The sequence below is a fragment of the Nonomuraea sp. 3N208 genome, assembly GCF_052245935.1.
Lineage (GTDB): Bacteria > Actinomycetota > Actinomycetes > Streptosporangiales > Streptosporangiaceae > Nonomuraea.
The window spans coordinates 16,405-38,901 of record NZ_JBQQBR010000072.1 but is presented as its reverse complement, the minus strand read 5'-3'; the positions used below and the strand labels follow the sequence as shown (position 1 = coordinate 38,901).

25 protein-coding genes are annotated in these 22,497 nt (G+C 68.4%); 14 read left to right on the top strand and 11 right to left on the bottom strand.

Annotated features, from left to right (window positions below; genetic code table 11):
- Nucleotides 1-316: 316 nt before the first annotated feature.
- Both ACTWPT_RS56255 and ACTWPT_RS56250 read left to right on the top strand, forming a co-directional pair.
- Complete coding sequence (locus tag ACTWPT_RS56255) at nt 317-853, top strand: GNAT family N-acetyltransferase (RefSeq protein ID WP_443185777.1); 537 nt, start codon at nt 317-319, stop codon at nt 851-853.
- A 416-nt stretch (nt 854-1,269) separates the two neighbouring features.
- Complete coding sequence (locus tag ACTWPT_RS56250; protein WP_443185776.1) at nt 1,270-1,440, top strand: sigma factor-like helix-turn-helix DNA-binding protein; 171 nt, start codon at nt 1,270-1,272, stop codon at nt 1,438-1,440.
- 293 nt (nt 1,441-1,733) lie between these two features.
- On the opposite strand, the gene ACTWPT_RS56245 is transcribed toward ACTWPT_RS56250, so the two are convergent.
- The 3 genes from ACTWPT_RS56245 to ACTWPT_RS56235 form a co-directional block, all read right to left on the bottom strand.
- Nucleotides 1,734-3,677, bottom strand: coding sequence for a hypothetical protein (locus ACTWPT_RS56245; protein WP_443185775.1), 1,944 nt, complete (start codon nt 3,675-3,677; stop codon nt 1,734-1,736).
- A gap of 76 nt (nt 3,678-3,753) precedes the next feature.
- Entirely contained in the window at nt 3,754-4,968 is a 1,215-nt protein-coding gene (locus ACTWPT_RS56240; RefSeq protein WP_443185774.1) for an MFS transporter, read from the bottom strand.
- A gap of 302 nt (nt 4,969-5,270) precedes the next feature.
- Nucleotides 5,271-5,636, bottom strand: coding sequence for a DoxX family protein (locus tag ACTWPT_RS56235; RefSeq protein ID WP_443185773.1), 366 nt, complete (start codon nt 5,634-5,636; stop codon nt 5,271-5,273).
- A gap of 101 nt (nt 5,637-5,737) precedes the next feature.
- On the opposite strand from ACTWPT_RS56235, the gene ACTWPT_RS56230 reads away from it, so the two are divergent.
- Together ACTWPT_RS56230 and ACTWPT_RS56225 are read left to right on the top strand one after the other, a co-directional pair.
- Nucleotides 5,738-6,142, top strand: a complete 405-nt coding sequence (locus ACTWPT_RS56230) for a winged helix-turn-helix transcriptional regulator (protein WP_443185772.1) — start codon at nt 5,738-5,740, stop codon at nt 6,140-6,142.
- A 307-nt stretch (nt 6,143-6,449) separates the two neighbouring features.
- Nucleotides 6,450-7,139 (top strand): DUF899 domain-containing protein, encoded by a 690-nt coding sequence (locus ACTWPT_RS56225; protein WP_443185771.1) that lies wholly within the window; start codon nt 6,450-6,452, stop codon nt 7,137-7,139.
- A gap of 104 nt (nt 7,140-7,243) precedes the next feature.
- Here the strand turns inward: ACTWPT_RS56225 and ACTWPT_RS56220 are convergent, their stop codons facing one another.
- Genes ACTWPT_RS56220 through ACTWPT_RS56210 form a run of 3 tightly spaced genes read right to left on the bottom strand, consistent with a single transcriptional unit; the run spans nt 7,244 to nt 10,866 of the window.
- On the bottom strand, nt 7,244-9,427 hold the full coding sequence (locus ACTWPT_RS56220) for a xanthine dehydrogenase family protein molybdopterin-binding subunit (RefSeq protein WP_443185770.1): 2,184 nt from the start codon (nt 9,425-9,427) through the stop codon (nt 7,244-7,246).
- Entirely contained in the window at nt 9,424-10,404 is a 981-nt protein-coding gene (locus ACTWPT_RS56215; RefSeq protein ID WP_443185769.1) for an FAD binding domain-containing protein, read from the bottom strand. The genes ACTWPT_RS56220 and ACTWPT_RS56215 overlap by 4 nt, the downstream gene beginning before the upstream one ends.
- A 12-nt stretch (nt 10,405-10,416) precedes the next feature.
- Nucleotides 10,417-10,866 (bottom strand): (2Fe-2S)-binding protein, encoded by a 450-nt coding sequence (locus tag ACTWPT_RS56210; RefSeq protein WP_443185768.1) that lies wholly within the window; start codon nt 10,864-10,866, stop codon nt 10,417-10,419.
- 454 nt (nt 10,867-11,320) lie between these two features.
- Between ACTWPT_RS56210 and ACTWPT_RS56205 the strand changes: the two genes are divergently transcribed.
- Nucleotides 11,321-11,671 (top strand): PadR family transcriptional regulator, encoded by a 351-nt coding sequence (locus ACTWPT_RS56205; RefSeq protein ID WP_443185767.1) that lies wholly within the window; start codon nt 11,321-11,323, stop codon nt 11,669-11,671.
- Between the two features lie 118 nt (nt 11,672-11,789).
- On the opposite strand, the gene ACTWPT_RS56200 is transcribed toward ACTWPT_RS56205, so the two are convergent.
- The gene (locus ACTWPT_RS56200; protein WP_443185780.1) at nt 11,790-12,221 is read right to left on the bottom strand and encodes a nucleoside deaminase; all 432 of its coding nucleotides are present in this window, start codon (nt 12,219-12,221) and stop codon (nt 11,790-11,792) included.
- Complete coding sequence (locus tag ACTWPT_RS56195; RefSeq protein WP_443185766.1) at nt 12,221-13,039, bottom strand: LLM class flavin-dependent oxidoreductase; 819 nt, start codon at nt 13,037-13,039, stop codon at nt 12,221-12,223. Before ACTWPT_RS56195 ends, ACTWPT_RS56200 begins: the two co-directional genes overlap by 1 nt.
- Before the next feature lie 93 nt (nt 13,040-13,132).
- Here ACTWPT_RS56195 and ACTWPT_RS56190 point away from each other — a divergent pair, with 93 nt between their 5' ends.
- The 3 genes from ACTWPT_RS56190 (at nt 13,133) to ACTWPT_RS56180 (ending at nt 15,119) form a co-directional block, all read left to right on the top strand.
- Nucleotides 13,133-13,579 carry an Lrp/AsnC family transcriptional regulator gene (locus ACTWPT_RS56190; protein WP_443185765.1) on the top strand — a complete coding sequence of 149 codons (447 nt, stop codon included), beginning with the start codon at nt 13,133-13,135 and terminating at the stop codon, nt 13,577-13,579.
- A gap of 26 nt (nt 13,580-13,605) precedes the next feature.
- On the top strand, nt 13,606-13,908 hold the full coding sequence (locus ACTWPT_RS56185; protein ID WP_443185764.1) for a hypothetical protein: 303 nt from the start codon (nt 13,606-13,608) through the stop codon (nt 13,906-13,908).
- Between the two features lie 248 nt (nt 13,909-14,156).
- Nucleotides 14,157-15,119 (top strand): NAD(P)H-dependent flavin oxidoreductase, encoded by a 963-nt coding sequence (locus ACTWPT_RS56180; protein ID WP_443185763.1) that lies wholly within the window; start codon nt 14,157-14,159, stop codon nt 15,117-15,119.
- Between the two features lie 689 nt (nt 15,120-15,808).
- Here the strand turns inward: ACTWPT_RS56180 and ACTWPT_RS56175 are convergent.
- Nucleotides 15,809-16,603 (bottom strand): leishmanolysin-related zinc metalloendopeptidase, encoded by a 795-nt coding sequence (locus tag ACTWPT_RS56175; RefSeq protein ID WP_443185762.1) that lies wholly within the window; start codon nt 16,601-16,603, stop codon nt 15,809-15,811.
- A gap of 179 nt (nt 16,604-16,782) precedes the next feature.
- On the opposite strand from ACTWPT_RS56175, the gene ACTWPT_RS56170 reads away from it, so the two are divergent.
- Nucleotides 16,783-17,439: a maleylpyruvate isomerase N-terminal domain-containing protein gene (locus ACTWPT_RS56170; protein WP_443185761.1), complete on the top strand. Its 657-nt coding sequence runs from the start codon at nt 16,783-16,785 to the stop codon at nt 17,437-17,439.
- A gap of 214 nt (nt 17,440-17,653) precedes the next feature.
- Here ACTWPT_RS56170 and ACTWPT_RS56165 read toward each other — a convergent pair whose 3' ends face one another.
- Complete coding sequence (locus tag ACTWPT_RS56165; RefSeq protein WP_443185760.1) at nt 17,654-18,244, bottom strand: TetR/AcrR family transcriptional regulator; 591 nt, start codon at nt 18,242-18,244, stop codon at nt 17,654-17,656.
- A gap of 66 nt (nt 18,245-18,310) precedes the next feature.
- On the opposite strand from ACTWPT_RS56165, the gene ACTWPT_RS56160 reads away from it, so the two are divergent.
- The 5 genes from ACTWPT_RS56160 to ACTWPT_RS56140 all read left to right on the top strand — a co-directional run bounded on the left by ACTWPT_RS56160 (nt 18,311) and on the right by ACTWPT_RS56140 (nt 21,568).
- Entirely contained in the window at nt 18,311-18,481 is a 171-nt protein-coding gene (locus ACTWPT_RS56160; RefSeq protein ID WP_443185759.1) for a hypothetical protein, read from the top strand.
- Nucleotides 18,482-18,499: 18 nt separating this feature from the next.
- Entirely contained in the window at nt 18,500-18,694 is a 195-nt protein-coding gene (locus tag ACTWPT_RS56155; RefSeq protein ID WP_443185758.1) for a hypothetical protein, read from the top strand.
- Nucleotides 18,695-18,839: 145 nt separating this feature from the next.
- A complete protein-coding gene (locus ACTWPT_RS56150) occupies nt 18,840-20,696 on the top strand; it encodes a PA domain-containing protein (protein WP_443185757.1) in 1,857 nt (618 codons plus the stop codon).
- Nucleotides 20,697-21,053: 357 nt separating this feature from the next.
- Nucleotides 21,054-21,332: a hypothetical protein gene (locus ACTWPT_RS56145; RefSeq protein WP_443185756.1), complete on the top strand. Its 279-nt coding sequence runs from the start codon at nt 21,054-21,056 to the stop codon at nt 21,330-21,332.
- The gene (locus tag ACTWPT_RS56140) at nt 21,329-21,568 is read left to right on the top strand and encodes a response regulator transcription factor (RefSeq protein ID WP_443185755.1); all 240 of its coding nucleotides are present in this window, start codon (nt 21,329-21,331) and stop codon (nt 21,566-21,568) included. Before ACTWPT_RS56145 ends, ACTWPT_RS56140 begins: the two co-directional genes overlap by 4 nt.
- Nucleotides 21,569-21,645: 77 nt before the next feature.
- Here the strand turns inward: ACTWPT_RS56140 and ACTWPT_RS56135 are convergent, their stop codons facing one another.
- The gene (locus tag ACTWPT_RS56135; RefSeq protein WP_443185754.1) at nt 21,646-22,428 is read right to left on the bottom strand and encodes a sulfite exporter TauE/SafE family protein; all 783 of its coding nucleotides are present in this window, start codon (nt 22,426-22,428) and stop codon (nt 21,646-21,648) included.
- Nucleotides 22,429-22,497 lie beyond the last annotated feature (69 nt).

Sequence of the window (22,497 nt, the reverse complement as noted above, 5' to 3'; positions counted from 1 at the left end):
AGGCGGTTTGACGTCTCCCCCCGCAGGGCGACGCCGAAGGGCCAGACCTTCATCTCCTGCACAGCACCGCATCCAGCAAGGTCACCTACACAACAACCTCGCCTTCTGCGCTCGTGGCGCACTTAAACGACAAGCTGTAAGCTGGTCGTTTAACCCCCGATCTTCGCGATGCCGCATCCGCAGGCTCGGGTGATGTATCACCGCATAGCGGATTGTGGCGAATGAGGCAGGGCGTGTCTGTCTGCGAACTCGGTAGCGAGCACCGGTCAGGATGGGCTTGGTTGCCGCCGACAGCCCGGTCGGATAGGAAGCTTGCATGCTAAGAGGTAGCAAGGTCGGGCTCAGGGCCCGGTACGAGGACGACATTCCGATCCTGCTGGCCGAGCTCTACGACGACGTGGTCAACTCCTCGCGGGCCGAAGGCCGGCCGTGGCGGCCGATCACACCCGGCTCGAAGGATCCGCGGCTCGTGGTGGACGACAAGGAGCAAGGGAATGTCCCGTTCTCGGTCGTGGAGCTGGACGGCGGCACGCTGGTCGGCACCGCGACGCTGTGGGGCATCGACAACCACAACCGGTCCGCGCACATTGGGCTGGGGCTGCTGCCGTCGGCCCGTGGCAAGGGCTACGGCACCGACGTGGTCGCGGTGCTGTGCCACTACGGTTTCGTCGTGCGCGGTCTGCAGCGGCTGCAGATCGAGACGCTGTCGGACAACGCCGCGATGCTGCGCTCCGCCGAGCGCAACGGTTTCGTCCGCGAGGGCGTGCTGCGCTCCTCGGCCTGGGTGATGGGGGAGTTCCTGGACGAGGTGCTGCTCGGGCTCCTCGTCCAGGACTGGAAGCCGGCCTCGTAGGCCCACCTCTGATCTTCGTGTTGGGCTTCGTGGATATGCCGGGCTGTGACTGGGCGTAGCTGGCCAGGTGGTGCGGCGGGGTTTGGTGCCTTTGTGGTGGTGAGCTGGGCGTTTGTAGAGTTCGCCGGTGACCAGGAGGAGTCCGACCTCGTGGCGGGGTGCGGGCCGGTTCTTGGAGCAGGGTGGTCGTCCGTGACCGGGCCTGGAGGGTCGTGGCCTCGGCGGCGAATACGATGTCCCCCGCCTGCGGATCACCGACGCCCGGTGGCCCGGCGTATCCCCACAGTTGCAGGCCGGTGCCGCTGAAGAACGGGTCGAAGATGAGTCTCGCGGGCGGCCCCGATCTCCAGGATGGCCTCCAGCCGCCTACCAACTCCTCTGCCGGCTGCCCAGGAGCCGGATCGCAATCACTCCAGGTGGAAATACCTGTATGGCGCTACGGGCTGGTCGACGGGCGGGAGCACACGCTGACGGAGGTCGATGAACGCTACGACATCGGCCGTGACCGCGCCCGCCGTGGCGAACGCGACGCCCTGGCCCGTATGCGCAAAATGGCCACCAGCCGCGTGACCGACTTTCCTCTTTGACGGTGTGCGGCGCCCGTGTCCCGTTCGGCCCGGCGCCGCTGCGGTGTTCTTCTCTGACGGTGAAGGGCGCCGGCCGTCCTGTTCGGCCGGCCGCCGGTGGGGAGTTTCCCGCCGGTCAGGGCTGAAAGTCCTTTTGGCAACCCCCTCGGGCCGGGCGCCGCAATGCGTGCCTCCGGCCCGCTGGACCCGCCGTAGGGGTAGTGGGGGTGGGCGCCGTTATGGGCTTGCCGGACTCGCCGTGGTCGCGGCTGTGGCCGAGGGTGCGCGGGGGAAGCACACCCTCGGCTCGCCGCTCAGTCGAGGGGGCCGCTCACCGTGAGCGTGTGGACGGCCTCGGCGGGCAGGTGCGTGTCGTCGCCCAGGCGGCGGACGCTGTACGTGTAGTCGCCGCCCACCTGGGGAGTGTCGGCGACGGTGAACGAACCGTCGGCGGACGTCAGCCGTATGTTCGGCAGCCGGGTCGTGACGGTGCCGTCGCGGTTGGAGACGGTGCGTTGCACCAGGAGCGTGGTGCCTGCCGGATCCAGGCCCGCGCCCGACAGCGTGCCGCTGAGCTCGACGCTGCGGTCGGCGACCGACTGCTCCGGGCCGGTGAGGGTGAGCACCACGGGGGCCTTGGCCACCGGCACGCTTCGCGACGTGTAGCTCAGCTCGTATGCGGCGTTGCCCGACCAGGACACGTAGTAGGTGTACCGTCCGGCGACCGGCGGGGTGTCGGTGAGGGTGTACGCGCCGTCCGCGGCCGTCACCGCGGAGAGGGTCAGACGGGTGCCGTCCGGAGCGTGGCGGGTCACCGTGAGCCGCTGCTCGCCGGGGGCCGCGCCGTTCGCCAGGGTGAGCCGGCCCGTCAGGGTGAGCGGTTCGTAGAGGGTCGCGGAGGCGGGAACGTCCAGGCTGACCGAGGACCTCACCTTGGCCGCGGTGACGTACGTGTACGCCTTGGTCCACCGGTGCTCCGCGTCGCCGTCCCAGACCGCCTCGTACCTGAACCTGCCGGCGGCGGGCAGGGCATCGGTGAGGGTGAAGGAGCCGTCGGCGGCTGTCGTCACCTCGGCGACGGGCTCGCGGGGTCCGTTCCCGTCTATCGATTCCACCCGGCGGGCCACCGTCACCCGCTGCCCGCCGGGAGCCGGCCCTTCCGCCAGGGCGAGGCGGCCCGTCAGCGTGAGCGGGGCGACCGCGTCCACCGCGTACGGGGCGGTCAGCGTGAGCGTGGACGCCGGGAGGTCGACATCTGGCACCCGCCACAGGTGGACACGGTCGGAGGCGTCCTTCACCAAGGCGAAGGCGACCCTGCCGAGGTTGGTCAGGGCGCCCACGAACACCTCCACGTCGGAGTCCGCGTAGGTGAAGGTGTTCTCGCCCGTCGCGGCGTCGAACACGTTGATGCTGCTGACACCGTTGAAGTATTGGGCGCCCAGGACCGACGTGCCGTCCGGGCTGATTGCCATGGCTCGTGCCGAGCCTTCCGTGCCGTAGCCCCGGACGAGGGTCAGACTGGTTGTGTCCCAGGCGTTGTATGTGTTGGGAGAGCCGTGCAAGGTCAGCGCGGTCGAGCCGTCCGACGTGAGGGTGATGTCCGGCTGGCTGGATTCGATGGACGAGGGCTGGCCGAGCACCCCGCGAAGGGTGACGTCGGCGCCGGAGGTGTCGTAGACGAGGGTCTCGTTATCGGCACTGACGACGAGCGTCGACCCTGCAGCGGCGGGCACGGGGAAACTGTTAAGCCGCGGGATAATCGGAGTGGGCTCCGGCTGTGCCGCCGTCGTGTCGAGTCCGAGGAGACCGCCATTCCCCGATGAGCAACCGTAGCCGACGTACAGGCGACCGCCGGACCAGGCCACGCGCCGCGGGCACGGGTACGCCGCCAGATCGAACCGCCGCGTGATGGAGAAGGAGGCGGTATCGATCTCGGCGACTTCGTTCGAGAGCCTCAGCGCCGCGTACAGGCGGGTGCCGTCGGGCGTCACGGCCAGGCCGCCGGCGCCTGCAAGGCCAGTGATGGCCCCAGTGAGGACGCCACGGGAGTCCGCGGCGACGATCCGGTCGTCGACCGAGGCATAGACCCTGTCGTTGCCGGCTACGACATCGGAGCCGTACATGTAGTCGATGTCGACACCGAGGTCGATCAAAGAGTCGGCGGCCGTCGCGGCGGGGGCCTGGGCGACGAGCAGGGCGGCCGCGATCGTGGTGGTTGCGGCGCAGGCGAGCAGTCGCCGCGCTAATCGCAAAGACATGATCATTCCATTCATTCGCGCACCAGTACGAGAAAGCAAGATCAAAACCCATGTAAGGCCGCGACGTCAAGATGGGTCAGTCGTCGTGGGCGATGAGCATGAGCTGCCGCCACAGCAGCACCACGAATACCGCGGAGCCGGCGAAGGCGAACCAGAAGGGCGCCGCGACACCGAAGCGGGCGGCCAGGACACCGCCGATCAACGAGCCGACCACCAGACCGGCGTAGACGCAGATGGTGTTGACGCTGCCCACCCGACCCTGGAGTTCGCGCGGGACCGCGCGCTGGCGGACGGTGACCGAGGTCGTGCCCCATATGAACGCGTGCGCGCCGAAGGCCAGGAAGATGCCCCCGGCGACCCACGGCGAATGGGTCAGGGCCAGGCCCAGGTGGGTGAACGTTTCGATGATGAGTCCGATCCGCATCAGGGCACCGAGGCTCATCCTGCGGGTGATGGCCCCGTACAGGCCGGTGCCGATCAAGCCGCCGATCCCGCCGATGGTGGTCATCAGGCCGAAGCCCATGGCGCCGAGGCCGAGCTGCTCCTGAGCGTAGAGGACGAGAACCGACCAGGCCGCGCCGAACGTGAAGTTGAAGATCAGGATTGTGAGCGCCAGCGTGCGGACCGCCGCGTGCTGGATGGTCCAGCTGAACCCGGCGATGAGTTCCCGTACGGTGTTAGGCATGGGATCGGCGGCCTGTCGGCCGTGCGGCGGCAACGTGATCCGGGTGACCAGGACGATCCCCGCCACCACCAGGAGCAGCTGGCCCGCGAACGGCCAGGTCAAGCCCAGGCCGAACAGTGCTGCGCCGATCGGCGGCCCGGCGAGCTGATTGAGCGTGATGAATCCCGTGCCCAGGCGGGCGTTGGCGATGACGAGATCGTCCTTGCTGACCATCATGGGCGTCAGCGTGGCCGTCGCGTTGTCGGCGAACACCTCGGCGATGGACCGGAGCGCGAGCGCCACCAGCGCCGTCGCCACGGTCACGGTGCCGGTCACCATGAGCGCGACGAGCGCCGCCAGAACCACGGCCCGCACCGCGTTCGCGATGAGCACGATCCTGCGCCGGTTGTACCGATCCGACAGCACGCCCGCATACAGGCTGAACAGCAGCGGCGGCGCCCAGCCCACCAAGGCCGACAGCGAAATCATCAGCGGGTCGCGGGTCAACGTCGCAATCAGCAGTGGGCCCGCGGCGGCCGCGACCCCGTCACCGAGATTTGTCAGCCAGCTCGAGGCCAGCAACCACCGGAATCCTGTCCCTAGCCGGGCAGGCAGAACTCGCTCCACCACTGAGATCACGAGTGCAAAACCATACGTTTTGCGGGAATCTACGGCAACGCGTTTTCGCGTCTACGCCCTATGTGGTGAGGAGATCGCTGCGACCAAACGGGCGTACGCGATCGCGCTGGGCGCCCTGGCCGCCGAGCTTCGCGCGAGGTTTGGCCCCAGTCCCGTCTGGCCTGGGCCCTCCAGGCCCTTCCCGATCGTTGCCGGCCGCTGTCGTCGAGTCGCAGGTCGACATGGAGCATCCCGGAGCGAGGCGAGGACAGCCGACGTTGACGCGCGGGCCCGGACCTTGGGCAGACGGTTCAGAGCCAGATGGTGCCGAGCCAGGCGGTTGCCGCAGCGGCTGCCAGGAGGGCGATGTTGAGTCCGATCTGCCGGACCTCGCTGCGGCTCAGGTGGACCGCGATGCCACCGACCTGAATCAGGACGAGGCCGATCGCCGCGGCGATGGCCAGCCAGGACGCGATCCCGGTCAGCGGCGGCAGGATCAGGCCGACCGCGCCGAGGACTTCCAGGACTCCGATCAGGCGGACGAGCGGCATGGGAACGGTGTCGACCCAGCCCATCATCGGCTGAAGCTGCTCCTGGCTCTGTGCGATCTTCTTGCCTCCGGCATAGAGGTAGAAGACGGCCAGAAGTGCCGCGACGATCCAGTAGGAAATCTCCATGAAGGACACCTCGGAGGCTAAGGACGTGGCGCTAGCCACGATGGTTACCAGTGGTAAGTAGCCTCATGATGCGTCACTATTGAAGGCCTTACAAAAGGCACATGCATGTGCGTTACACACAGAGGGCTGTCATGTCGGAGTACGAGCACACCTGCATGATCCGAGGCGATGGAGGACGGACGATCCGCGCCATCCTCGACCGCATCTGCAACAAGTGGACGTTGCTGATCGTGGCGACCCTCGACCAGGGACGCCTGCGCTTCACCGACCTGCACCAGCAGATCCCCGGGATCTCCCAGCGCATGCTGACCCTGACACTCCGGAACCTCGAACGCGACGGCCTGGTCTCCCGGACGGTGCACGCCGAGGTCCCGCCACGGGTCGAATACGCACTGACCCCCACCGGCAAGAGCCTCATTCCACCCGCACTGGCCCTCGCCGGCTGGGCCATCGAGCATGTCCCGCACATCGAGGCCAGCCGAGAGGCCTACCAGACCCGAAACTAAGGATCCGATGCCCGGCCGCCAGCTACTTCGGCCCCCGGGTGGAGGTTACAAGTTATCCCGCACGAGCACGATGGGGCCGAGCACACCCTGTTCGGCGAGGTCTCCGCCTAGGGCGTTTCGTTTGGATCATGCTCCGGCCTGGCTGCTGACATGCGCTCGGTGCACGGCGAACGCGTTTCGGGGGCGGCTGTGTGCGCTCTTGTTCCGTGGCTTTCCCAATCGGATTCGCCGGCCACCGATGAATTCGACGACCGAGCCAGGTCTACTCCTGCAAACCGCAAGCTGCGCACATGATCAGTGAGGGACCATGAGCACAAACGCACTACCGCCCGTCGTCGACGCCGACACGTGGCAGCGTCAACTCCAAGCACTACGTGCCCGGGAAAAGGCCGCGACCCGGGAACTCGACGCCATCGCCGCCCAGCGCCGCCGCATGCCAATGGTGCGGATGCCGGACTACATCCTCGAGGGCGAGGACGGACCGGTTCGGCTGGCGGACGTCTTCGAAGGCAGGAGGCAGCTGATCGTCTACAACCACATGTGGTTCCCGGGCAAGGAGTGGCAGTGCCCGGGTTGCACGGGGTTCACCTCGCAGTTCACCCGGCTGGAGTTCCTGGACAACCACGATGCCCGGTTCGTCATCGTCACCCAGGGCCCGATCGACGAGGCACTCGCCTACAAGCGGCGGGTCGGGAACAAGATGGCCTGGTATTCCACCGCGAACAGCCCGTTCGGCACCGACGTCGACGCACCACCCGGCGAAGGCTTCGCCGTCAACGTGTTCCTGCGCGATGGCGACACCGTGTATCGCACCTGGCAGACCAACGGCCGGGGCACCGAGCAGCTCAGCCACACCTTCGCGCTGATCGACCTGCTGCCGTACGGGCGGCAGGAGGAGTGGCAAGATTCGCCCGACGGCTGGCCGCAGTCGCCCACCTACAGCCGGTGGGCCACCGCCAAGGACATCGCCGCGCTCTACGGCCCGGACACCGCCTAGGGACTTCGTTTGGCTCATCGAGCGGACCCCACCAGGGGCCAGGCCAGGGCAGACCCGCATCGCCGCGCTCACCATGAACGACCTCGACATAAGTATCCCGGCGTTCAAAGCAGGGCTTCAGCGGTAATGGGCAGCCCGCGGATGCGGCGGCCGGTGGCGTGGAAGACGGCGTTGGCGATGGCGGGTGCCACGCCGATGTGAACCACTTCGCCGAGGCCCTTGACGCCGATGGGGTTGGCCTCGCGGTCCTCGCCGTCCAGATAGATCGCCCGCAGGTCCGGGACGTCGGCGTTGACCGGGACGAGGTAGTCGGCGAGGTTGGCGTTGACGATCCTGCCGTCGCGGTGGTCGGTGACCGTGTGCTCCAGCAGGGCCGTGCCGATGCCGCCCACCATGCCGCCGAGCGCTTGGCTGTCGGCGAGCTTGGGACTGATGATCCGTCCCACGTCGTAGACGCCGAGCATCCGCCGGACCCGGACCAGGCCGAGGCGGTGGTCCACGGCGACCTCGGCGAACGTCGCGCCGTAGGCGTACATGGAAAGCCGGGGCTCCCCCGGGGTGAAGGAGCCGAGCGTTTCGAGGTGGGTGCGGTTGTTGCGGGCCAGGAGCTGCTGGTAGGTCTCCCTGCGCGCGGGGTCGTCCTTGACGTGCAGCCAGCCGTCGCTGACCGCGACGTCGCCGCCGTCGACGCCGTGCAGCGGCGATCGCTCGTCGGCGACGGCCAGCTCGATCGCCTGGCGCCGCAGCTTGTCGCAGCCGTCCTGGACGGCGGACCCTACGCTCGCCATGGTCTGCGAGCCGCCGTGCGCCGGTGTCGGCGGCATGGTGGAGTCGCCGAGCCGGAAATCCACGGCCCGCACGGTCAGCCCGAGGGCGTCGGCGGCGACCTGGGTCATGGAGGTGCACGTGCCGGGGCCCATGTCGCTGGTCGCCGCCTCGACCAGAGCATTGCCACGTGCGTCGAGCAGGACCCGCGCCTGGGCCGGGTTCCGCCGGGTGGTGTGGACGCCGGCGGCCATGCCCATGCCGATCAGCCAGTCGCCGTCGCGGGTGGAGCGCGGTTTGGGGGCGCGCCGGTCCCATCCGAACTCGCGGGCGCCGACGGCGTAGCACTCGGGCAGCCGCCGGGTGGAAAACAGCGTCCCGTTCGACTCGTCCTCGGCCGGTTCGTTGCGGCGGCGCAGCTCGATCGGGTCGATGTCCAATTCGTGGGCGAGTTCGTCCAGCGCTGACTCGATGGCGAAGGCTGCCGTGGCGTGACCAGGGCCGCGCATGTACAAGGGGGTGTTCACATCCAGCCGCACGGTCCGGTACGCCTGGCGGACGTGAGGCATGCTGTAGAGCATCTGCCCCGCCGCCAGGACACCCTCCTCGAAGTTCTCGTACGACGAGGTCTCGGCCTTGATGTCGTGGACCATGGCGGTCAGCCGGCCGCGCCGGTCGCTGCCCAGGCGAAGGTGGTATTCGTACGCGGGCCGGTATCCCGTCCCGGAGTACAGCTGCTTGCGGGTGAGGACGAGCTTGACGGGACGGCCCATCTCGCGCGCGGCGAGGGCCGCGATGGTGACGTGCGGCCAGGCCCGCAGGCCGCTGCCGAACGCCCCGCCCACGAAAGGCGACATGACCCGCACCGCGTGCTGCTCGATGCCGAACACGGCGGCGAGTTCCTTCTGCGTGCCGACGACCCACTGGGTCTTGTCCCAGACCGTGAGCCGGTTGCCATCCCAGCGGGCGATGGTGGCGTGCGGCTCCATCGCGTTGTGGTGGTTGCGGGCGGTGCGGTACGTCATCTCCAGCCGTACCGCGGCGGACTGCATGGCCTGGTCGGCGTCGCCGCGCGCGTAGGTCACGGGGGCGTTCGCGGGAGTGCCGGTCAGGTCCGTCGACGGTTTCTCGGCGTCGTAGCGGACCTCGACCAGGCTCGCGCCGTGCTGAGCCGCCTCCGGCGTCGTGGCCACCACGACCGCGACCGGCTGCCCGTGGAAGAGGACCTTGTCGTCCTGGAAGACATGCAGCCGCTCGCCGCCTTCCGGGTTGTTCGAGCTCGGGTTGGGTCTGTAGGCCAACTTGGGCGCGTTGCGGTGGCTGATCACCTTCAGGACGCCGGACACGGCCAGGGTCGCGCGGGTATCGATGCCGGTGATCCGTGCCCGTGCGACGGTGCTGCCGACGATGGTGGCGTGAACGACCCCGTTGGTGGGATGGTCGGCGGCGTACCTTGCTTGTCCGGTCACTTTCAGGCGCCCGTCCACCCGGGACAGCGGCGCCCCGACGGCTTGCCGGCTCATGCTGTGCCTCCCACGATGCGCAGCTGGCGTTCGACGGTGCGCTTCAGCAGTTCGATCTTGAACTTGTTATGGGTGAGCGGACGAGCCCCGTCGGCCGCCTGCTGAGCCGCCTCGGCCCACAGCGCCTCCGACGGCCGTTCGCCGATGAGGCGGCGCTCGACTGCGGGCAGCTTCCACGGCACGGTGCCGACGCCTCCGGCGGCGACCTTCGCCGCACGGATCACACCGCCGCGCACGTGCAGCGCAACCGCCGCCGAGGTCAGCGCGAACTCATACGACTGCCGGTCGCTCACCTTCAGATATCCGGACCTGAGCGGGCGCGGAAGAGCGGGAATCTCGACAGCGGCAATCAACTCACCTGGCCGCACGGCCTGTTCCCGCTGCGGTGTGCTGCCGGGCGGCAGCAGGAAGTCCGCGAAGGCGACGCCGCGCCGCCCGTCCGGTCCCACCAGGTGGACGCTCGCTTCCAGCGCCGCGAACGCCACGGCGATGTCCGAGGGGTGTGTGGCAACGCAGTGATCGGAAGCACCGAGGATCGCGTGGGTGCGGTTGAACCCGCCCAGCGCCGCACACCCCGAGCCGGGGTCGCGCTTGTTGCAGGCCGTCGTCACGTCGCGGAAGTACGCACACCGGGTGCGCTGCATGATGTTGCCGCCGATGGTGGCCATGTTGCGCAGTTGAGGAGAGGCGCTCAGCTCCAGCGCCTGCGAGATGACGGGGTAGGTGGCGCGCACCTTCGGGTGGGCGGCGGCCTCGGCCATCCGTACCAATGCGCCGATGCGCAGGCCCCCGCGCGCGGTGGCGGTGACGTCGCGCAAGGGAAGGGCGCTGATGTCGACCAGCGTGGACGGGCGCTCGACGCTCTCGCGCATCAGGTCGACCAGCATGGTGCCGCCGGCGATGTAACGCCCGCCGCGTTGCCCGGCCGCGAGCGCGCCGGCGATGTCGGACACTTTGATGTAGGAGAAGGGGTGCATCGGAGCCGGACCTCACTTCCTGCCGACGGCCTGCTCGACCGCTCTGACGACCTGCACGTAGCAGCCGCAGCGGCAGATGTTGCCGCTCATCCACTCCCGGATCTCCTCGCGGGAGCCGGTGTGGCCCTCCCGGATGCAGCCCATGCCGGACATGATCTGGCCGGAGGTGCAGTAGCCGCACTGGAAGGCGTCCTGCTCGATGAAGGCCTGCTGCAACGGGTGCAGTTCGTCGTCCTGGCCAGGGGCGAGCCCTTCGATGGTGGTGACCGCGGCTCCCTCCAGTCGCACCGCCAGCGTCAGGCAGGCGTTGACCCGGCGGCCGTCGATCAGCACGGTGCACGCTCCGCAGGCGCCTGCGTCGCAGCCCTTCTTGGTGCCCGTCAGCCCGAGTTGCTCGCGCAGCAGATCCAGCAGCGAGGTCCGGTTGTCGATCGTCGCAGTGTGCCTCTCACCGTTGACCACCAGGGAGACACGACCGCTGGGTGGCGCCTCTGCCGGCCTGGTTTCGAGCGGAGACGGTCCCGGCATCAGATTGCTCGCCACGACCGCACCGCCGCCAACCGCCGCCGTCGCCGTCGCTACGGCGATGAACGTACGCCGAGACAACCTCGATGCCGGCTCCGCCTCGGGCGGAACACCTGAGTCCGGAAGTTCGGAGGACATTTGCACCTCTCTCGATTCGGCATACGGTCGGCGCTCTCGCACGTCGGCGCGCCCCGGAGGCATGCCTGTGTCAGCACTGCGCTGTGCCACGTCACCAAGGAATCCGGTGCCGTGGCGGCCGCCCGTCTCCGCGCCGAGCAGTCGGCGGGAAGGGACGGCGATGCGGACCAAGTCCCTCGGCCGCTACCCATAAAACCGCTGGTTAACGGCCTGGGAGAGGGCCTGCTGAGACACGCGCTGACAGCACACCTGCGTGTTGAGCAAGCGTCGCGCAAGACTGTGCGCTACCGGCGTGAGATTTGCCAATTCCGGCCGTCCGCTCGGCCAAAATCACCCACAGCCGGCCTGCGCGCCCGTTCTCCTTCCCCATTGGGCAACAAATCGGCCGCACGGCTACCAGCTGCGCGCGCGGCTGCGCGACGCGCTCGGCCCTCTCGGTGACGCGATGAACGCTGGGCAGGTCTACGTCACGCTGACCCGGCTGGAAAAGGCCGGTCTGTTGGCGGTCGAGAGGCCTGCCGATGGCGCCGACCGGTCGGATCGCAAGGTGTACGCGCTCACCCCAACGGCCAACAGCGAGTCGCCGAGTGGATCGCCGAGGTGAGCTGGCCAAGACCCGACCTGGCGGAGTTCCATCTCAAGCTGATCGCGGTCGAATCCTGCAGGGGTACTCTCGATCTGCCGGCGGTCTGATCGCGTGCTTGGTGTGCGCGCTGACGGGGTTATGGCCGGTAGTAGTCGTCGATGGGGACGCGGGCCTCGGCGAACAGGGCCGGGCCGACCTGCGGGACCGTCGGCCAGGCGCCAGATGCCGGGTTGAGTTGGATGAGCTGCTCGGTGGAGAGCGCGTAGACGACGCGGCCAAGACCGGAGCGGACGATGCCGCCGGCGCACATCTCGCAGGGCTGACAGCTGGTGTACATGGTGGTGCGTGCGGCCGTGTCCTGATCGAGTTCGCGGGCCGCCCAGCGGGCGAGCTTCAGTTCCGGGTGGGCGCTGATGTCGTTGTCGCGACGCACCGTGTTATGCGCTTCGGCGAGAATCGCGCCGTCGGGGCCGGCCAGCAGGGAGCCGTACGGCGCGTCGCCCAGGGTGACGGCGTGGGCCGCGAGGGCGATCGCGCGCCGCAGGAGGGCCTCGTCGGCAGGGGTCATCACGATGGTGTCCTCCAGTGTGTGGCCACGGCGGCGAGCGCCTGCCAGGCCTCGTGGGGCCGACGGGTATCCTCCGGATCTCCGTGGTAGGGGTCGAGCACGACGGTGTCGGCGCCCAGCCGATGCAACTGGTCGAGATCGTCGAGGATCTGCTCAATGGTGCCGACGCCGGCGGGCCGCTCGGGGTCGTCGACCGGTGTCGTGGTCAGCCGCAGCGCGATGCGGGGCGTGAGACCCGGCAGCGAGTGCCTCGCCACGGCCGAGCGCAGCCAGGGCAGGGTGCCCCGCAGCGGGTGCCAGGCGTCGCCGAACCTGACGGCGCGCCGTATGGCGACCTCGCTGTTGCCGCCGACCCAGATGGGTACCGAGGCGGTGGGGCCGTCTGTTTCCTCACGCCAGGCCTTCCGCAGGGCGGCCAGGTATTCGTCGGTCAGCCTGCCGCGCGCGGCGAACGACACGCCGAGCGCGTCGAACTCCTGACGTGCCCAGCCGACGCCCACCCCGAGCACGAGCCGCCCGCCGCTGAGCCGGTCGAGGTTGGCCGCCATGCGCGCGACCAGCAGCGGGTGCCGGTAGGGCAGCACGAGCACGGTCGTGCCCAGCCGCAGTCCGGTAGTGACGCCGGCCAGCCAGGACAGCGTGGTGAACGGTTCGTAGAACGGCTCCGGGTACCGCTCGGCCACGTCCGGGGTGACGGCCACGTGGTCCGACACCATCAGGAGGTCGAAGCCAAGCCCCTCCACGATCCGTGCCCACTCACGCAACACGCCGGGATCGGTTCCTGGTCCGAAGTTCGGCACGTTGACGCCCAGTTGCATGATTCGAGGCTATCCCGGCGATCAAGGAATACGGAACGGACTCCTCCCGGACATAACGGCGATCTCCCGTGATTCTCCCGGTAAATTCGCGCCATGACCGTGAATCTCGATGAGGTCGACTGGGCGATCATCGCCCAGCTGCAGCAGGAAGCACGTATCTCGCTCAGCGAGTTGGGCCGGCGCGTGAGCCTCAGCTCCTCGGCCACCACAGAGCGGGTGCGAAACCTGGAGACGCTGGGCGTCATCACCGGCTACCACGCGGTGGTCGACCTGGCCAAGGTCGGCTACCCGGTGCTCGCCATCGTCCGGCTGAAGTACCCGGGCAATCACCATCAGCCGTTGCGCCGGCTGCTCGCCGAGCGACGGGAGATCCTCGAGTGTCTGCGCACCACGGGCGACGACTGCTACACCCTGAAGGTGGCCGCGGCCTCCATGGGGCATCTGGAGACACTCATGGACGAGTTGGCCGGCTTCGGCAGCACGACCACCAGTGTTGTCTACAGCCAGACGCTGCCCTATCGCGGACCCAGCCGGCTCTGACCAGCAACAGACCCGGCTTCGCGGCGGTGCGCCAGCTCAACGGCCTGCCTCCGGAGATCCTGCTGATCCCGCTGGCCGGACACAGTCGCGGGCACTCCGGCGTGGCCGTGGACACTGGCGCGACCTGGCTGCTGCACGCCGGGGACGCCTACTTCTTCCGCGATCGGCGCCATGCGAAACCGTTTTGTCATGTGACCATCACGATCCCCGAAGGCGCGCCCGGCGTATTCGGCCCGCTTGCCGAGCGAGGCCGCGACAAGCTCGTTAAGCGAGTCACCGTGGCGGTTCTGGCCGCAATGGAATCCTTCGGCGCCGTCAGCTCAACATAGGCTAGCCGCGGCTCGATGCGATCAACAGTTGGCTGCACCCGTACCCGGAAGCTGCGCAAGTCGTGGCCGTCATAGTCCAAAGCTAGTCGGATGAGGAAATACTCGCGGGGTGTGTCCTGCGCTCGTGGGCCAGCCCGACGGCGAATACAGCGGGGACCCGCTCTACGCCGAGCTGAGTCATCGGCCTTGGCGGCGATCTGTTGATCTATCTTCCGTTCGTGTAGGTCGGAAAGGGTGGTGATGGGGATATGGGGTTGTCGACGGCGTTTACGAAGTTGTTCGGTGTGCGGCACCCGATTGCGCTGGCGCCGATGGGCGGGTCGGCCGGTGGCGCACTGGCGGCGGCGGTCTCACGCGGCGGCGGGCTTGGGTTGCTGGGCGGCGGCAACGGGGATCGGAGTTGGCTGACCCGTGAGCTGCCGATCGTGGCGGAAGACATGGTGAAGCCGTGGGGTGTGGGGTTTCAGACCTGGGCGATCGATGCCGGCGCGGTCGAGCTGGCACTGGAGCACAACCCCACCGCGGTGATGTTGTCCTTCGGTGACCCTCGCCCGTTCGCTGACCGCATCCGTCAGGCCGGGGCGGCGCTGATCGTCCAGGTCACCGATCTGGAAGAGGCCAGACAGGCGGTCGATGTGGGCGCGGACGTCATTGTGGCGCAGGGCACCGAGGCCGGCGGGCATGGCGCCCGGCGCGGGCGGTCCACCCTTCCGTTCGTACCTGTCGTGGTGGACCTGGCGGCGCCGGTGCCAGTGCTGGCGGCCGGAGGGATCGCCGATGGGCGCGGCGTGGCCGCCGCCCTCGCCCTCGGCGCCGCAGGGGCGCTCATCGGCACTCGCTTCCAGGCCACGACCGAGGCCCTTGCCGATCCCTCGATCATCCAGGCGATCATCGAGGGAGATGGGGATCACACCGAGCGCAGCAACGTGCTGGATATCGCCCGAGGCTCCCGCTGGCCGTCCAAATACCCCGCCCGCACCCTGGGGCACCCGTTCCTTGACCAATGGCGCGGTCGGGAAGCCGAATTGGCCGCCGACCCGCAGGCCAGGCAGGCGTATCACGATGGCGTAGCACGAGGCGACCTACCCCCACTGCCGGTCTGGGCCGGCGAGGCCGTCGATCTCATCAACGACCTGCCATCCGCAGCCGATCTTGTCGGCGCTCTCGCTGCTCAGGCTGAGGATGCGCTGGCCCGTGCGGGAAGGCACTGAACGCAACGCCTGTCATGATTGTCACGATCGGCAGGCGGGGACCGGCTCCGCCGGCGTCCTGTCGCGGAGCGCGCGAACGCGGGCGAGAAGGTCCCGGGTCTGACGGTCCTCCCCCAACCAGGCATAGACCGGGGCGAACGCGGCGCGTAGCTCCTGTACCCACTCGGGTCCGGCGGTCACCAGTTCAATCGCCTCGCGGTGGCACAAGCCATTGATGGCCTCCTGTTCGAAGGACCTGATGAACTCGATGCCCTTCGGCACCGCCGCCGTGGCGGCCCTGCGCAGCAGGTCGCGCTGGGCCGGGGTGAGGGTGTTGCTGCTCGCGATGATCGTGAGCGGGCGCGGCGTCTCGAATGCTGGCCATAGTCAGCACCACCGGCTCCGCCTTCGCCGTGCCGCCCGCCTTGCCGGCCGTGCCCGCCGATCCGCACCCCGTCAGCGCGACAAGCACACATCCGAGGGCTACCGACTTCCTCCCCGGCATGACCGCTCTCCTTCCCGGCCTTCGAGTCCGGCGGCGACAACGCTAGGCAGCGGTCTCGAAGAGAAGGAGCGGCGCGAGTCCCATGCGCTGTTCCTCAACCGTGGCATCCCCTTGATCGCTCCCGCGATCGGCCAAACCGGCGCGCCCGTCCGGGGTCAGTGTCACCCACTGTCTGACAGGCACAGCGGGACCGGCTGGGCCCGATCTAGTGTTCCACCGCGCAGGTGAAGACCTTTTTGACCGGGCTCGGTGGCGTTTCGGGCAGGACGAACGCCTCGGCGGCCTCGAAGTCGACCTGATAGCCGAGATCCTGCAGGGCAGCGATGGTCAGCCGACTGAGCGGCGGATCGGCGTCCACATGCGGTGTCATCAGCTCGATGTCGAAGACGCTCTCCCGCCAGTGCGAGTTCCTGCTCCCGGGCTGCCCCACGTTGGCCAGCGGCACGGGCTCGGCCACCTCCGAGCCGCGCATCCGCCGATACTCCTCGACGGCCGTGCCCCCGGTGAAAACGGGATTGTCGGTACCGAAACCCTGGATGAGGTTCTTCAGCCGCCAGACGGTGGCGCCGAAACCGAGCGCGTGACCCATTTCGTGGGTGATGACGTGATGGAGCGAGCCGTTCGTCTCCATCCTCTCCAGGTCGTCGACATCGAAGTACATGAAGCTCAGCGCCGGGAGCAGCGCACTCGGCTGCGCTGAGGACGGACGCATCACCAGCGGTTTGGCAGCGCCGAGTGTCCCCCGGGGACCGTCGATGCGCATGCCCCACGCCATGATCCGGAGGTCGTCGATCGGCTTGAGGCCCGGCATCCGCATATCAGGCAGGTCGCCCACGATGACCCGCGCCCAGCGATCCGCGGCGTCTTTGAACGCCGCCTTCTGCGTCTCCGACAGCCCGCCTAAGAACTCGACCTCGATGAGGAAAGGCGAATCCGTATCTGCGAGTATCTTTGCCCGCTTCGCGTCGGCGATCGCCCTGTATGTCTCGTTGGTGGTCATGGGTTCGCTCCCTCGGTGGCTGCTCCGTTCAGCATGAGCCGACAACGACCCGCGCAACTGAGTAGCCCCATACTCAAATCGGCCCGCCCGGACACCGGCCGACAGATCGCGCACCGACTTCGCGAACCGACCATCCGAATACGCTTGTCCGCGTTCCGATCCGGCATTACCGTGCCGCAGTGGATCTCTTCTCACGCTCTTGGACGGCGTTGCGCACGGCGGTCGCCGACATCCCGGACGAGGACTTCGAGCGGCCGTCCGGCTGTACCGGCTGGCTAGTGCGGGACCTGGTGTGCCACCTGGTCATCGACGCCCAGGACGTCCTGATCACCCTGGTCACGCCCGCCGAAACCGAACCGACCGTGGACGCGGTCACCTACTGGGACGTCGCCGAAACGCCGCCGACCGGCGAGGACCCGCTCGACGCGCTGATCCCTCGGCTGGCCGCCGCATACGGCGAGCCGCGGCTGCTCAAGTTCCACCTCGACGACGTCGGTTCCGCCGCGGGCCGCGCCGCCGAACTCGCCGATCACGCCGCCCGCGTCAGCACCCGCGGCGAGGTGCTGACCGTCGGCGACTACCTGTCCGCGTACGTGCTCGAATGGACCTTGCACCACCTCGACCTGATCGCGCATCTGCCGTCGGCCCCCGAGCCACCCACCGAGACCCTCGCGGCGGCACGCGCGTCGCTGGAGAAGATCGCCGGGACCCCGTTTCCCGCCTCCTTCTCCGACAAGGACGCGCTGCTGATCGGCACCGGACGTCGCACGCCGACCGACGCAGAGAAGGCCGCACTGCGCGATTTCACCGCGAAGCTCCCCCTCATCCTCGGCTGAGCGGCCGCCATTGGTCTCGTTGTAGTAAGGACGGGTCTCGGGGACTTCGAGCGCTGGCCTGACGCGCCACGCTCACCATGATCTGAGCGCTGCCCGTCGAACTGCGAGAAACCCCTGGAACGACCCTCCTCACCAGGAACATCACCAGAATGGGCAGGCGGGACAATCTGACGGTGGAATGGAGCCGGCCTGGTGCGGGCGCGCTGAAACCGGCTCAGCCGGCGCGCAAGCCGTCCAAGGTGACCGCGACCAGGCGCTGGACGGCCGCCTCTGACGGCAGGGTGGCGGCTGCCTGCATGGCACTCAGACAGAACGTGGCCAGTTCGTCAGCGGCGACGTCGCTTCTAACCTGGCGGGCGCCGGCTGCGTCGGCCAGCGCGTCGCGGAGCATCTCGTGCAACTGTCGCTGGGCGTGGCCGACATCCTCGGAGCGGTGCATAAGAGCGACGAGGTCGGGACCGAAACCGTCGTGCCGGCCGTGCCGCGCCCGCTGCCGCTGTATGTGAGCGTACGTCTCGAGCATGACCTCGATCCGCCGCCCGGCGTCGCTTTCCTGCTCCCTGACCTGAGCGAGATGCTCCAGATGCCCGGCGATCTGCCGACTGTGCCAAGTCAGCAAGATCGCCTCAACGTCGGGGAAGTATTTGTAGAGCGTGGCCCGGCCGATGCCGGTCTTCTCGGCGATCTGCGACATCGTCACCGCGAGCAGCCCACGCTCGGCCACAAGCTCGACGGTGGTGTCCAGGATCGCGTCGTGCACGGTACGACGGTGCGCCTCGATCGTCTCGTTCCAGAGTTTCGGCACCCGTCCAGTATAGGAGCCGGGAATGATAAAAGACAGTTTGACGGGTACGATACATCATGTATTGACATGGGCTTCGTCACGAAGAGCCTCGCCGCGCACCCAGAAGGCCACCCGGACCTCGAGGACCTGCGCCACACCGACGCCAAGACCTTCGACGCCTCGGAACGCCTGGCCGCCGAGGGCGCAGCTTCAGTAGTAGTTCGCCCCGGCTTGGAGATTTACGAGGAGGCATCGTAGTAGCGGTGCCGACAAGGCTTGGGCAGACAGGCGGCCAAGAAGCCCTCCTACACCGACGACGAGATGGCCGCTTTCCGCACCGCCGCCGACCCGATACGGCTCTTCCGCCCGGCCGACCACCCTCCGCTGCGCGACACCAGCGGACATGTCAACCCCCTGCCGGTGAGAACTGCGGCATCGCAAGAGATGGCGCGCATCACGGCACTCCCATAGTTCGCATTTGCCGACAAAGAGGACAATCCACTCGCTTACCTGTAAGTCTCCTACTAATGAGGGCAGTAGGTCTTCCGGACTGCCCGCCTAATCCTTTATGTTCCCTTTATTTCGTCCTCTGCCACCACTGGAGGAGAACCCCCCGATGGGACACAAAGCCAGCCGCCTTGCGGCAGCCACGGTCATCGCCGTTGGCACCAGCCTGGCGGCTCTAGTGCCGTCCGCCGCCGCACATGACGGCGCGACCAGCTCTGACGGCGCGATAGACCACGCGAAGATCACGCACAACCACCACCAGCACGGCGGCGACCACGGCCACCTGCCCGCCTCAAGCGAAGACGTCGAACTCGTCAGCAAGCTCGCGCTGAAGAACGCCGAGCCGGAGAAGATCGCGGACGTCGGCGTCCACAAGGGCTACGCCTACCTGGCCGCATGGGGTGGCGCGACCTGCAAGTACAACGGCGTGCACGTCGTCGACATCAAGAACCCGGCCCAGCCGAAGGAAGTCTCGTTCATCGTCGCGAAGGAGGGCAGCGCGCCCGGCGAGGGCATCCAGGCCCTCAGCGTCGGCACACCCGCCTTCACCGGCGACCTCCTCGTCACGAACAACGAGGTCTGCAAAGGCCACACGGGGGTCGGCGGCCTGAACATCTACGACGTCACCGACGCCGCCCACCCCACTCCCCTCGCGGTGGGCATCGGCGACGAGACCGTGGCGGGCATGGGCAAGAAGGACGCGAACGAGATCCACAGCGTCTTCGCCTGGGACGCCGGCAACAAGGCCTACGCCGTCATCGTGGACAACGAGGAAGGCCCCGACGTCGACATCCTCGACATCACCAACCCGAAGAAGCCCAAGGTCATCGCAGAGTACGACATCGACGAGAAGTTCCCCGGCATCACGCAACCCGGCCTCGACGAGATCTTCCTGCACGACATGGTGGTGAAGGAGATCGGCGGCAGGCAGGTCATGCTGCTGTCGTACTGGGACGGCGGCTACGTCCAGATCGACGTCACCGACCCGCTGAACATCTCGCTCCTGGCCGACAGCACCTTCGCCGACCCCGATCCCGAGGCGGCCGAGAGCGGGCTGAGCGTCAGGCCGGAGGGCAACGCCCACCAGGCCGAGTTCACCCTCGACGACAGGTACGTCCTCGCCGCCGACGAGGACTTCTCACCGTACGCGTTGAAGACCTCCAACCTCACCGACGGAACGGCGATCAGCGCCGGCCAGGGCAGCGGCACCACCAAGCTCACCCCGGGACAGGCGCTGACGGGCGTGGCCAAGTTCGCCGGCCTCGCCTGCCCCGGCTCCGCCGCCGTCCCCGCGGGTGACCCGAACGCCGTGGACATCGCCGTGGTCGAGCGCGGCGTGTGCACGTTCACCGAGAAGGTCGCCGCGGTCATCGCCGCCGGCGGCTACGACGCGGTCCTCATTTTCAACCGCACCGGCACCGACGCCTGCGACGCCGCCCTCGGCATGGACGTCCAGGGAGACATCCCGACCTTCGGGGTCGCGCCCCGCGGCCAGGGCTTCGCCATCTTCAACCAGCCGTACAGCAACGCCGACTGCCTCGCCGGCACAGGCCCGGCGCAGCTCCCCGTGCCGGTCGGCACGGCCGGCGACACGCTGACCTTCTCGTCGTACTTCGACGGCTGGGGGTACGTGCACTTGTACGACCGGCAGACGATGAAGGAGCTCGACACCTACGCGGTGCCCGAGGCGCACGATCAAGCCTTCGCGGAAGGCTACGGTGACCTGTCGGTCCACGAGGTGGCGACCTCTGCCAAGCAGGCAGATCTCGCCTACTTCTCCTACTACTCCGCGGGCTTCCGTGTGACGCGGATCGTGGACGGCAAGATCCAGGAGGTGGGCCACTTCGTGGACGAGGGAGGCAACAACTTCTGGGGCGTGCAGGCGTTCGAGCACGACGGCCAGGAGTACGTCGCCGCCAGCGACCGCGACCACGGCCTCTACATCTTCCGCTACACAGGCAACTGACTCTCGGCACCCTCACCGCCGAGACAACGCGTAGCCGCCCCGACGCCATCGGGGCGGCTACGCTTGCTTGTTCTGCTTCGACGGACACCATCGGTGTAGCTCCTTCCGGTCACGGAGGACAGTCTCGACGACGTGCCGGGTGTCAACGTCCGGCTTCGGGGTGACGCAGCAGGACGACAAGGGTGATCGCCGCCGCCGGGATGACGAGCGCGAACCCGATCGCCATGCCCGCGGCGAGGCCGACCGACGACGCAGAAGCCTCTTTGCCGGATTAAGACCGGATATGTCAGGGTTCGGGGGATCCGGAAAAGGGGGAGCGGTGGACGACGTAGCGGACGACGATGTCGCCCAAGCCGTGTGACCGCCGCGCTCACGCGTACCCTGCAGAGCAGCCATCGCGCGCTGGACAGCCTGGTCGAGCAGCACGCCCGGACGGCGGCGCCGGCCCAGCGCTACCTTGACCTGCCTAAGCAGGCAGGCGGCGACGCGCACGCCGAGTTCTTCCCCCGGGCCGAACGCGCGCGCCTGAACCAGCGCATCGACGAGCTGGCCAGGCACGAGATCCTCGGATTGCAGCCGCCGGCCGACTGGACGCGCGAAGGGTTGGAGGCCGACCTGGCGCGTACTGCTGGATGACGGCCTCGGAGCCGGAGGAGGTGCCCGGTTCGCCGGACGGCTCCACACTCACCGAGCAGCAACGCGCGGTACTGCGGCTACTGGCCACCGGGGCCAAGGACGCGGCGATCGCCCGAAGTATGGGCGTCTCGACGCGTACGATCACCCGCCTGGTGAGCGAGCTGACAGCGGCGCTCGGGGCGAGCAGCCGGTTCCAGGCAGGGGTGCGGGCGGCAAGGCTCGGCTGGCTGGACTGACACGCCCCAAGCCGCCGGCGGCCGATCATCACGCGCGAGACCGCCACCGATGGGCGTGAGGTCGTCGTCCGCCCCGGTCATCCGCTCAGGGCGGCCGGGTTCAACAGCGCCTGGACGGCTACGAAGGCCGCCACGGCGAAGACGAGGGAGGCGAACCAGCGGCGCAACCGGCCTGGATCCAGGCGCCGGCCCAGGCGGGCGGCGGCCAGCGACCCGGCCACCGCTGCTGCGGTGAAGGACCCGACGATGGCGAAGTCCAGGGCGGCTTGCCCAGCGTGGGCGGCGAACCCGGCCACCGAGTTGACCACCACGATCAGCAGGGAGGTGCCGACGGCGGCCGTCATCGGCAGGCCCAGCCAGAGCACCAGGACCGGAATGACGACGAACCCGCCCCCCACCCCGAACAGACCGGTCAACACGCCCACCGCGGCGCCGGCGAGGGCGGCCTTGGGCAGGCAGCTGCGCCAGTCGGCCCCGCCACCGGGCAGTGCGCACGTCCCGCCCACGGCGGTCTGCTCAGCCAGCATCCGCCACCCGGCCACCACCATGAGTACGGCGAACCCGATCAGGACCACCTGGTCGGGCAACGCCTTGCCCATGGCTGCGCCTGCGAAGGCGGCCGCCGCACCGGATCCACCGAAGATTCCAGCGATGCGCCAGCGCACCTGCCCGTCGCGGATGCGGGGCAGGACGGCGGTGGCCGAGGAGATGCCCACCACCACCAGGGAAGCCGATACGGCTGAGGCCAGTGGCAGACCGGCCCCGTAGACCAGGGCCGGAACCGCCAGAATGGAGCCTCCACCGCCCAGCAGCCCGAGCAGGACACCGATGAGGGCGCCGAGGCCGACTACGGTCACCATTGCTGTCTCCGTTCGATCACGTGGAGCAGCCGGCCCGGACGTCCGGCTCGGGCGGGCGCCGGTTCCGAA

Bases quoted from the DNA above. Each gene is read 5' to 3' on its own strand.
- ACTWPT_RS56220 (WP_443185770.1), bottom strand. From the start codon at position 9,427: ATGAGCCGGCAAGCCGTCGGGGCGCCGCTGTCCCGGGTGGACGGGCGC.
- ACTWPT_RS56255 (WP_443185777.1), top strand. From the start codon at position 317: ATGCTAAGAGGTAGCAAGGTCGGGCTCAGGGCCCGGTACGAGGACGAC.
- ACTWPT_RS56245 (WP_443185775.1), bottom strand. From the start codon at position 3,677: ATGTCTTTGCGATTAGCGCGGCGACTGCTCGCCTGCGCCGCAACCACC.
- ACTWPT_RS56190 (WP_443185765.1), top strand. From the start codon at position 13,133: ATGACCGTGAATCTCGATGAGGTCGACTGGGCGATCATCGCCCAGCTG.
- ACTWPT_RS56150 (WP_443185757.1), top strand. From the start codon at position 18,840: ATGGGACACAAAGCCAGCCGCCTTGCGGCAGCCACGGTCATCGCCGTT.
- ACTWPT_RS56175 (WP_443185762.1), bottom strand. From the start codon at position 16,603: ATGACCACCAACGAGACATACAGGGCGATCGCCGACGCGAAGCGGGCA.
- ACTWPT_RS56225 (WP_443185771.1), top strand. From the start codon at position 6,450: ATGAGCACAAACGCACTACCGCCCGTCGTCGACGCCGACACGTGGCAG.
- ACTWPT_RS56230 (WP_443185772.1), top strand. From the start codon at position 5,738: ATGCATGTGCGTTACACACAGAGGGCTGTCATGTCGGAGTACGAGCAC.
- ACTWPT_RS56180 (WP_443185763.1), top strand. From the start codon at position 14,157: ATGGGGTTGTCGACGGCGTTTACGAAGTTGTTCGGTGTGCGGCACCCG.
- ACTWPT_RS56160 (WP_443185759.1), top strand. From the start codon at position 18,311: ATGGGCTTCGTCACGAAGAGCCTCGCCGCGCACCCAGAAGGCCACCCG.
- ACTWPT_RS56200 (WP_443185780.1), bottom strand. From the start codon at position 12,221: ATGACCCCTGCCGACGAGGCCCTCCTGCGGCGCGCGATCGCCCTCGCG.
- ACTWPT_RS56235 (WP_443185773.1), bottom strand. From the start codon at position 5,636: ATGGAGATTTCCTACTGGATCGTCGCGGCACTTCTGGCCGTCTTCTAC.
- ACTWPT_RS56140 (WP_443185755.1), top strand. From the start codon at position 21,329: ATGACGGCCTCGGAGCCGGAGGAGGTGCCCGGTTCGCCGGACGGCTCC.
- ACTWPT_RS56135 (WP_443185754.1), bottom strand. From the start codon at position 22,428: ATGGTGACCGTAGTCGGCCTCGGCGCCCTCATCGGTGTCCTGCTCGGG.
- ACTWPT_RS56195 (WP_443185766.1), bottom strand. From the start codon at position 13,039: ATGCAACTGGGCGTCAACGTGCCGAACTTCGGACCAGGAACCGATCCC.
- ACTWPT_RS56215 (WP_443185769.1), bottom strand. From the start codon at position 10,404: ATGCACCCCTTCTCCTACATCAAAGTGTCCGACATCGCCGGCGCGCTC.